The organism is Helicobacter sp., from assembly GCF_029067145.1.
GTDB lineage: Bacteria > Campylobacterota > Campylobacteria > Campylobacterales > Helicobacteraceae > Helicobacter_D.
Window position 1 is genome coordinate 1 of sequence record NZ_JAIEFA010000014.1, and the last position, 6,870, is coordinate 6,870.

At 34.9% G+C, this 6,870-nt stretch carries 4 protein-coding genes and 1 pseudogene; 2 read left to right on the top strand and 3 right to left on the bottom strand.

Annotation, left to right across the window (positions count from 1 at the left end):
* The 3 genes from K2N75_RS01015 to glf form a co-directional block, all read right to left on the bottom strand.
* Positions 1-465 (bottom strand): glycosyltransferase family 2 protein (locus tag K2N75_RS01015; RefSeq protein ID WP_300119769.1); only part of this gene is annotated, 465 nt, incomplete at its 3' end.
* A gap of 8 nt (positions 466-473) precedes the next feature.
* Positions 474-1,778, bottom strand: coding sequence for a glycosyltransferase family 2 protein (locus K2N75_RS01020; RefSeq protein ID WP_297681342.1), 1,305 nt, complete (start codon positions 1,776-1,778; stop codon positions 474-476).
* Positions 1,775-2,884: a UDP-galactopyranose mutase gene (gene glf, locus K2N75_RS01025; protein ID WP_297681344.1), complete on the bottom strand. Its 1,110-nt coding sequence runs from the start codon at positions 2,882-2,884 to the stop codon at positions 1,775-1,777. The genes K2N75_RS01020 and glf overlap by 4 nt, the downstream gene beginning before the upstream one ends.
* A gap of 542 nt (positions 2,885-3,426) precedes the next feature.
* Between glf and K2N75_RS01030 the strand changes: the two are divergent.
* Both K2N75_RS01030 and K2N75_RS01035 read left to right on the top strand, forming a co-directional pair.
* Positions 3,427-3,831, top strand: a pseudogene (locus K2N75_RS01030) (glycosyltransferase); the annotation flags it as partial.
* Between the two features lie 696 nt (positions 3,832-4,527).
* The coding region (locus K2N75_RS01035) for a CDP-glycerol glycerophosphotransferase family protein (protein WP_297681346.1) at positions 4,528-6,870 on the top strand (2,343 nt) is incomplete at its 3' end.

The window sequence follows — 6,870 nt, forward strand, 5'->3', positions numbered from 1 at the left end:
TTCTGTTAAACTGTCCAACGTGTTTTTTGCATAATATGGCTTATATAAATTAACTACATTGTTTTTTATTCCATTTCTAGTTTCTATATAAGTATCATAAAAGCAAGCTTGCAAAGATTTTTTTTGAATTTGTTGTAATAGAATACTATAATATTTGCTTGGCAAAATATCATCTGGTTCAAAGATACAAATATATTTACCATTTGCTTTATTTATACCCAAATTAACTGCTTTGCCATAGCCGCCATTGATTGAATTTTTAATTAGCTGAAAATGAATATGTGGTGTATTTGTTTTTGAAATTAATTGTTGGATTATTAGTGGAGTATCATCTGTCGAGCAATCATCAATAAAAAGTATTTCAAAATTTTTTATATCTTTTTGCGAAATTAAAGACTTGAAAGAATCATTAATATATGGACTTACATTATAGCAAGGCACAATGATTGATAGCAAAACTTCCATTTATGTCCTTAATTTTCTTTAAATTGTCTATAAACTCTATAAAACTTAAAAGGTAGCAGTAAAATTTCTCCCTTATACCAATTTGTATAAGCTTTTAAAAGAGTGAATCCAAGAGAATAGGAAAGATGTTTGCAAGTTTTAAGTCCCTCGTAATAATCACTAAAATCATCTAAATTTAAGGTTTTGGATTCTAGTTGTCCCCAATGGTTTATGAGATTTTTTAGCTTAAAAGTTAAAATAAATATTCTCATCGGATTTTTTGTTTTTAAAATCTCCGCTCCTAATTTATAAGAAAGCTGATTTTTTACCCTTTCTACTGCACCTTTAGGCTTAGATGCTATGCTTTGATAGTATTCTTGTGGGCTTTTTAGGATTCGCTCTAACTTTGCTCTTTGAAATTCATCAAAATAGCTCCAATCCAACTCTCCTTTAGCTTCAAGTTCTAAAAACTCACTTTGGATTCTTTGGAGGAAGGGTAATTTGTATGCGTCCATAATGCGCCCTAAAATCCAATTATGCCCACCAAAGCGCAAATAACTCACAAGAGGAATTAGGTTAAAAAAATTAGGATATTCCTCAAGTTTTTTGCGAATGAAATCATATTCTTTGCTTAGATTTAAGGCTTTCTCTAAAGAAATATTATTCACCGATGAGCTTTCATTATCTTGCCTATAACAATAAAATGCTTGATTGACAAAAAACATTTTTAGTGCAAGCAAATGGGTGAAAAACCAAAATCCTGTATCTTGATAAGCTGCACCCAAGCTTTCATTATGGTAGATTTGATTTTCCTTTAAAAACGAAAGTTTAAAAATCCCGCTTGGATTCATAATGCCACTTTGAGTAAAAACTCTCATATCTTTTGCATTTAAATTCTTTTGGTAAAGACATTTAGTCCAATTTATCAAACGCGTGTGCGTGAATATCCTCTCTCCATTTTTATCTACAAACTCTAACATATTCCCCTTTACCACATCGCATTCTTTCTCTTTTGCAATTTTATAAAGCTCCTCATACATATTAGGCTTAATATAATCATCACTTTCTACGATTCCTAAATACTCTCCTTTTGCAGCTTTAATTCCTAGATTCATTTGGTAGCCATAGGATTTTTTATCTGAAACAATGACTTTTAGCCTTTTATCTTTGGATTCTAGCTCTTTTAAATATTCCAAAGTGCCATCGGTGGAGTTTGCATCAACACATAGAATCTCAATCTCTTGCAAAGTCTGATTTAGCACACTTTGGAGGCATTCCTCTATGTAGCGTATGGAGTTTAAAGAGGGGATGACGATGGAGACTTTAGGATTCATTGCGCAAACTCTCTCTTAACAAGTTCCAAAGCAGCTTGAATCACATCTTGCATATCATAATATTTATACTCCCCAAGTCGTCCGCCAAACAAAATATTAGCTTCCGCCTTAGCAAGCTCTTGATATTTTGCAAAAAGTGCTTGATTTTTGTCATCGTTAATCGGATAATAAGGCTCTTGCGCGGGATTCCATTCTAGCGGATATTCTTTGGAAATAATCGTTCGCTCTTGTGTGCCAAACTCAAAGTGTTTGTGCTCTATGATTCGTGTATAAGGCGTCCGCTCGTCTGTGAAATTTACCACTGCTACGCCTTGATAGTTTGGAATCTCTAAAGTCTCGTGCGTAAAATGCAAGCTTCTATACTCCAATGCACCAAGTTTGTAGCCAAAGTAGGAATCTATCGCCCCGGTGAAAAGCACCTTTTTAGCTTGGCTTTTCAACTCCTCTTTGTGTTCTAAAAAGTTAGTATTCAAACGCACTTCACATTGGGATAAAAGCTTTTGAAAAATTGGAGTGTAACCACCCTTTGGGATTCCCTGATAAGGGTCATTGAAGTAGTTATTATCATAGGTTAATCTCACAGGAATCCTGCGGATAATGGAGGCAGGCAAATCCTTGCATTCTCTCCCCCATTGCTTTTGGGTGTAGCCTTTGATGAATTTTTCATACACATCAGAGCCTACGAGGGAGAGGGCTTGTTCTTCTAGGTTTTTTGGCTCACCTTTTAGGTTTTTGAGGGCGGATTTTCTTTGGGATTCTATAATGTCTTGGGCTTGTTTGGGCGTGGAGATATTCCAAAGCTTGCAAAAGGTGTTCATATTAAAGGGTAGATTGTAAATCTCGCCTTTGTAGTTTGCAAGCGGAGAGTTGATGAAGTGATTAAAGTCCGCAAATTGCCGCACATAGTCCCAAATTGCTTTGGAGGAGGTGCGAAAAATATGCGCGCCATAGAGATGAACATTAATGTTTTCTTGGGTTTTGGTGTAGCAGTTCCCCCCAATGTGATTGCGTTTTTCTACCACTAAGCATTTTTTGCCACGCTTAGAGGCTTCATAGGCAAAAATGCTACCAAACAACCCACTTCCTACGATACAATAATCAAACACAACTTTTACCTTAAATTATGACTTTAAATTAACTTGTATTGAAAATAAGACTTTTCAAATCTGCCATTATATATTATAAATTCTTAAAATTACACACCAAATGATTTAAGGGAGAATCACAGGTTGAAATTCATCTTGAGCCCTGCAAAGCAGGGCTAGGCTTAAGCTAATAAGCCTTGACAACAATTATACAAAGCAGTATAATTGCGCACAAGATGAATTTTACGGTTTTCATCTTTGCTCCTTTTGGGGCATAGATTTTGCCGCAGGGTGTGAAGACCTGTGGCAAACACCCTGCAAAATTATACTTCAAAATCCCGCAAATAAATTTTAATCTTTATTAAATAAAACACACGAAGTGCAAGCTTTTTCTTGTTAATCTAAACCCTCTTTTTTGCGAGCTATGATAGGCTTTGCGATTCTTAAATAACCTTTTAGATAGCCTCTAAATAAAGCATTTCTAACACAAATCTATTTCCCACACAAAGAAAATATTTGTATTGAAAAGTCTTATTTTCAATAGTAAATAAAAAAGAGTATTAATGAATGTATTAAAGCCATTTTTAAGCCCAAAAAAATTAAGAAAATTACAAAATAATCCTAAAGCATTCTTTAAAGACGCGCTAGATAAGCGCATTATCCCGATTGAAAATCAATTAAAAAGTTTAAAACCAAAGAAAAAGCACGGCTTTGCGGAATACTACATCATCTCCGCAGTGTATAATGTGGAAAAATATTTGGACGATTATTTTAACTCTATCCTCAAGCAAAGATTGGATTTCAAAAACAATATTACTATTATTTGCGTAGATGACGGAAGCACCGATAGGAGCGCAGAGATTATCCAAAAATATCAAAAGAGATTTCCAGAAAATATCGTCTATCTCCATAAAGAAAATGGCGGACAAGCAAGTGCAAGGAATCTAGGAATAAAGTGGCTCCAAGAGAAACTAGGCTATCTTGAGAGTGCAAGTGCAGAAATCACAGGTGAGATTCCATATCATAGATTGCCACGACTTGATAAATCAAGTCTCGCAATGACACAAAGCCATCAAACTAGTTCTTGTGAGGATGATAGGATAAAGCAATCTATAACTTTGCATACCAAAGATTCTACAATGCAATCCCAAAAGTCTAATATGATAGATTACCCTAAAGCCTCTCTTAATGACAGCCAAAAGCCCATTTGGGTAACCTTTACCGACCCTGATGACTTCTTGGATAGAGATTATTTCTATGAAGTGGATAAGTTTTTAGGAGAGAATGCCGATAAAGATATTTGTATGGTGGGGTGTAATGTGATTTTTTATTATGAAGCAAAGAATGCTTTTAGTGATACACACCCGCTTAAAAACAAGTTCAAAGATGTAGCAACAACCAAGCGAAATAAGAATCTAAATGGATTGATTCAATTAGCGGTTATGTCAGCTTTCTTTCCTTTGGGGCGTATTGGTAGTTTGAGAATGGACGAAGATTTAAAGCCAAATTTCGAAGATGCAAAGTTTGTTAATGAATTTTTAATGGCTAATATGGAATCTAGTAGTGCATTCTTGCGTAACGCAAAACTTTATTATCGCAAACGAAGTGATGGAAGTTCTACATTAGACAATGTGCTTGAAGCAGATAAAAAGCAAATCTCTAAAATGGGCTTTTTGCTTCGTCTTTTGCTAAATGCTAAAGAATCTTTCAAGTTTCCTCCTGCATTCCTCCAAAACACAATTCTCTACGATTTGTTTTGGCAAATTAAAGCAACACTTAACAAATCTAGTAAATTCAGTTTTCATACTCCACGAGAACGAGAGGAGTTTTTCTCCCTTTTGGATAGGATTTATTCTCTCATAGACACCCAGAGGATTTTGGAATTTAACCTTGCGGATTGTTGGTTTTATCACAAAGTTGGAATCCTCAATTGTTTCAAGAAAGAATATCCACCTTTTCAAATCACTTATATAGATGGATTTGATGCGGTAAAAAGACAGATTCTAATCCGTTATTTCACACCCGATGCCAAGGATATAGAATCGTTTAGGATTGATGGGGAGGAAGTTTATGCAGATTATGAAAAAATCGTGCAAAATGACTTTTTGGATAGAGTGTTTTGCTATGAGAAAAGATTTTGGGTGCATATCCCGCAAAATTCCAATGAGTTAGAAATATTTGTGCGAGGGCAGAAAGCTAGAATTACTTTTGGCGGGAAGCAGCACCAAAGCTTAGTAGTTGCATACATTGAAGATGAATTCCAACAGATTCAAAACTCTAATACTCTGTGGCTTCTAATGGATAGAGACACGGAAGCAGATGACAATGCAGAGCATTTCTATCGCTATTTGGCTAAAAATTATCCTAAACAAAACATTGTGTTTGCACTAAGAAGGGAATCCAAAGATTGGACAAGGTTACAAAAAGAGGGGTTTAATCTTGTCGCCTTTGATACTCAAGAATTTAGAGACATTCTCAAAAATTCTAGTAAAGTGATTTCTAGCCATATTGATGCCTATCTAGTAAATCATCTAGGCAAGGACACTCTAAAGGGTAAAGATTTTGTATTTTTGCAGCACGGAGTGATTCTAAATGATTTATCTTCTTGGCTAAACTCTAAGCAAGTTAGTCTTTTTATCACCTCTACACAAGGCGAATACGATTCAATTGTAGGAGATTTCAATCATTATATCTTTGGAATCAAAGAAATGCAACTCACAGAATTAGCAAGGCACGATAGATTATTGTCTAAAAGTTTATCATATCAGAAGCAAAGCCAAGCGACAAGGCAAATTTTGCTTATGCCAACTTGGAGGAAACATTTAAGCGGTGATATGATTGGAAATGGAAATGCAAGAAAATATAATCCACAATTTTTAGAAAGTCAATATTTTCATTACTGGAATACACTGCTATCAAGCCAAACACTCCAACAACTTTGTGAAAAATATCGTTGTAATATTGTCTTTAATCCTCACCAAAATACGATGCCTTATATTAAGGATTTTGCGATTCCAAGCTTTGCAAAAATGAAGACCGATGAGACTTCTTTGCAACAACTCTTTATAGAATCGGACATAATGATTACAGACTATTCAAGCGTATCTTTTGAAATGGCATACCTTAAAAAGCCTGTATTGTATTATCAGTTTGATGAAGAGGAGTTTCGCAATAATCAATATCAAAAGGGCTATTTTGATTACTGCAAAGACGGCTTTGGTCCTGTCGTTACTACTGAAGAAGAGTTGCTAAAAGAGCTAGAGATTCTACTCCAAAATGATTGTAAAGTCGGAGAACCTTATAAATCCAATATAGAAAATACCTTTGAGTTTAGAGATGGGAAATGTTGTGAGCGAATCTACAATGCGATTTTAGAGCTTGATAAGCCTTATGAGCGAAAATGGACGCTAGATTATGTCCTAAACCTTGCACGAAATGCCTTGAATGCGAAGTGCTATAAAGAAGCAAGTAAAAGATTTAGGTTTGTGCTAGAACATTTGGGAGAAAGCGAGTTTAGTGATACACAAGTGATTCTAAATGAGGAAATCATCTTTAACTATCTTTATACCTCAAGATTGAATCAAACTTCACAAGAGGCGTTGGAGTTTATCAAAGCCAAAGAGTATGAGCGCAAACTTGCACTTTCCAATAAAACAAAGCTTGAAATCATTAAGAATTACATTGAAATCCTAGATGCTAAGGAAGTGATTGCAAGATTAGAAGACTTAAGAGAGACAATCCCACAAACAGATTTGCTAGAATTTGCTTATCTTAAGCTTAGAATCTATGCGTATTTGGGAGATAAAGTAAAACTTAAAGAAGTCTATAATGAGTTGAAAAACACTTACAATATTGACAAAAAAGACTTGGATTTGGATTTATTCTTATTCCAAAACGAGCTCATTAAAGCTGCAAGTATCCAAGCTGCTGCCACTTCTGCGGGGGGGGGGGGGGTTTTTCGCGGGAAAAATTTTGTTTATTTTTTTTTAAAAGGAACAATTAATGGG